The sequence below is a fragment of the Oscillibacter sp. genome, from assembly GCF_032060045.1.
Lineage (GTDB): Bacteria > Bacillota > Clostridia > Oscillospirales > Oscillospiraceae > Oscillibacter.
Genome location: NZ_DAMBZJ010000076.1, coordinates 1 through 3099, shown reverse-complemented (window position 1 = coordinate 3099; position 3099 = coordinate 1). Strand labels below are relative to the sequence as shown.

General features: G+C 52.2%; 3 protein-coding genes and 1 pseudogene. 3 read left to right on the top strand and 1 reads right to left on the bottom strand.

Translation table 11 applies throughout. The features are described 5' to 3' along the window. Together RT018_RS15705 and RT018_RS15700 are read left to right on the top strand one after the other, a co-directional pair. Positions 1-197 (top strand): annotated as a pseudogene (locus tag RT018_RS15705) (choline ABC transporter permease subunit); the annotation flags it as partial. Between the two features lie 2 nt (positions 198-199). Then, positions 200-1375 (top strand): glycine betaine/L-proline ABC transporter ATP-binding protein, encoded by a 1176-nt coding sequence (locus RT018_RS15700; RefSeq protein ID WP_312943249.1) that lies wholly within the window; start codon positions 200-202, stop codon positions 1373-1375. A 126-nt stretch (positions 1376-1501) separates the two neighbouring features. Here RT018_RS15700 and rplS read toward each other — a convergent pair whose 3' ends face one another. Beyond that, a complete protein-coding gene (rplS, locus tag RT018_RS15695) occupies positions 1502-1843 on the bottom strand; it encodes a 50S ribosomal protein L19 (RefSeq protein WP_312943248.1) in 342 nt (113 codons plus the stop codon). 871 nt (positions 1844-2714) lie between these two features. Here rplS and RT018_RS15690 point away from each other — a divergent pair. Beyond that, on the top strand, positions 2715-3099 hold a 385-nt coding region (locus RT018_RS15690), incomplete at its 3' end, for a hypothetical protein (protein ID WP_397360493.1).

Here is a 3099-nt window from a genome sequence, read left to right as displayed (position 1 = left end):
TGATGGCCATGTCCATGGTGGTGACCTGCTCCATGATCGGAGCACGGGGACTTGGCAACGAGGTGCTCATCGCCGTCAACCGGGTGGAAATCTCCCGAGGCTTTATGGCCGGCGGTTCGGTGGTCATTCTCGCCATTCTTCTCGACCGCCTGACACAGGGCTGGTTTTCGAGTCGGAAGGAATCGGGGGATGAATGACGATGAGCGATATGATTATTGAGACGAAGAATCTTTCCAAACTGTATGGAACGCGCCGGGAAGAGGCCACAGAGCTGCTGAGTCAGGGAATGGAAAAGGCAGAAGTGCTGAAAAAAACCGGTGTGACCACCGCGCTGTACGACATCAACCTACAAATTCCACGCGGCAAGATTTTTGTGGTCATCGGACTGTCCGGCTCCGGAAAGTCCACCTTGGTGCGCTGTTTTAACCGGCTGCATCGGCCCACCTCTGGCTCCGTCACCTTTGACGGGGTGGACCTTCTCAAGCTGAATAAGCAGGAACTTCGGGAATTCAGGCGGCGGAAGGTGGCCATGGTGTTTCAGTCCTTTGGCCTGATGAGCCACCGAAATGTGCTGGGCAACGTGGCCTACGGGCTGGAGGTGTCCGGCATGGGCCGGGAGGAGCGGGAAAAGCGGTCCAGAGAGGCGATTGCCCTGGTGGGACTGGAAGGCTGGGAGGAATCCATGATCGGAAGCCTTTCAGGCGGCATGCGTCAGCGGGTGGGCCTTGCCCGGGCGCTTGCCAACGATCCTGAGGTGTTGCTGATGGACGAACCCTTCTCCGCGCTGGACCCGCTGGTGCGAAACGACATGCAGTTTGAACTGCTGTCCATTCAGCGCAAACTGGGAAAGACCGTCATTTTTATTACCCATGATATCGACGAGGCGTTTCATCTTGGCGACACGGTTGCCATTATGCGGGACGGCCGCCTGATTCAGGTGGATACGCCCGAAGGCATGAGCACAAATCCGGCGGACGACTATGTGCGGCGGTTCATTGACTCCGCGGATAAATCAAAGGTTTTGTCTGTGCGTAATATTATGATTACGCCGGTGAGCCTGATTAAGCCCGGCGACGGCATTGACCATGCGCTGCGGCTGATGCGGAAAAACGCTATGTCTTCAGTGTACGCCGTGGATGGGCAGATGAAGCTTCAGGGAATTTTGACTCTTTCGGATGCCATGCGGGCCAAGCGGGAGACGTTAGGGTTGACGGAAATGATTATCAGAGATGTCCCTTCAGTGGGTCTGGATGCCTCGGTGGAGGACATCATGCCCCTGTCAGCGGAATCGACTTATCCTCTGGCGGTGCTAGACGAGGGAGGGCGCTTGCAGGGAATTGTCACAAAGGCAAGTGTTTTGTCCTCTTTGGTGTAAACAAGAAATGGCATTGCAATTTCTGCCGGGGATTTAATCTGCCGTTTTGTCGCTTGCAGCGTTAAAAGTCACACCATTTGCCTTGGAACTAAGATTCCTTCAAAAAGCCGACTTCTATTTTGCGGCTTAGAGCTTCTCCTTGACCTTCGCCCGTTTGCCCACACGGTCACGCAGATAATAAAGCTTCGCACGGCGAACCTTACCATTGCGCACAACCTCCACATGGTCGATAGAGGGAGAGGGGACGGGGAACACCTTCTCCGCGCCCACGCCGTAAGAAATACGACGGACGGTGAATGTCTCCTCGATGCCACCGTGCTTCTTGGCAATGACGGTGCCCTCGAAAACCTGAATACGCTCGCGGGAGCCTTCTCTGACCTTCACGTGAACGCGGACGGTATCGCCCACCTTCACCTCGGGCAGCTTCTGTGCCAGCGCTTCTTTGTTCAGTTCCTTAATGAGATCCATGGATTTTCCTCCTAATTTATAGGCGTTCTTACCGTTGATTCATGACACGTCGTCAAAAGTGACGCGTAAGCGGCAGAGGACCGCCCTTTGTAGCCTGAATAGAATACCATGCCGTTCCCCTAATTGCAAGGACTTTTTCAAGATTTCCCCCTAAAAGACGAAAATTAAGAACAAATTGGGCAATTATTTGCAAAGTGGGGGTTATCAGCCGGCGGTGAAATACACATACCCATCGGGCCTCATCCCCCTGGAAGCCACAGGGGCCGACTGATACGAAGGGCGACTTTACCAAAAAGGGAGCGTGGAAGCGGTTATTTCCTCTGGGGATGTCATCCGTTCCTTTATTGAACTGAACGAGCGCATTGCCGAAGATAAAAAGCGTGCCCTGCTGTACCTGACGGACAAAGGGTAGACGGCTTACCGGGATCACCAGCTCTACCATGACGAACATGACAGGGCGCTGTTCGCATTTCTTGCGGATATGCCCGGCGACAAGCTGGTTGCCATCGACGGATTTTTAAACTATGCCATTGGTCTGATTGCAAATCATGCGTAGGCAGCAAGAATGAGACGGACGTATGGAATAGAGCAAATGGATATGCTCTTCCAAAGACTTCCGCTATCCCATAGCCAGACGCCAACATTCTAAAATTTATCGGCGTGGTTTCTCACTCCGTCGAATTTTACTGTTAGGGAGAAGCGATTACGGCATTTTCAAAAAAATATACCGTAGGGGGCAGTTTTGCGGATTGCAAACCCCTTCGTACCAGACGAATACAGGGAGTGATCCCATATCATGGGAGATATGGAAATAATTATAGATTGCAAATGGTAACAAAATAGTTACAATAGAATGCAAGGAGGTAACAAAATGAAAAACTTGAAAAAAACACTTAGCGTTGCCCTTACATCCGCGATCCTTGCTGTGGGCCTGGCGGTCAGCGCTTCTGCACAGACCTTGCCGGGTGCATCCTGCCCAAGCGGTTTTGGCCGGCCCGCTGCTTTCCAGAATGTAAACAATGTTTTCAGTACCTATGCCAACAATTCTTCCAACTCGAATTGCAACTCCAACCTGAAGTCACTGCTGGGGAATCTGACCTCCAACGGCTCCGGGAAAACACTTCCTTCCAACGTAAGCGACCTTTTGAAGCAGTGTGGCCTTGATCCCAACGTGCTGAACAACGGCTCCAACTGCAATCCGTCTAAAAACTCTAACTCCAATTCCAACTGCAATTCTAACACCAACTGCAATTCTA

Excerpts from the sequence above, each read along its gene's own strand:
- RT018_RS15700 (WP_312943249.1), top strand. The coding sequence starts at position 200 with ATGAGCGATATGATTATTGAGACGAAGAATCTTTCCAAACTGTATGGA.
- rplS (WP_312943248.1), bottom strand. The coding sequence starts at position 1,843 with ATGGATCTCATTAAGGAACTGAACAAAGAAGCGCTGGCACAGAAGCTG.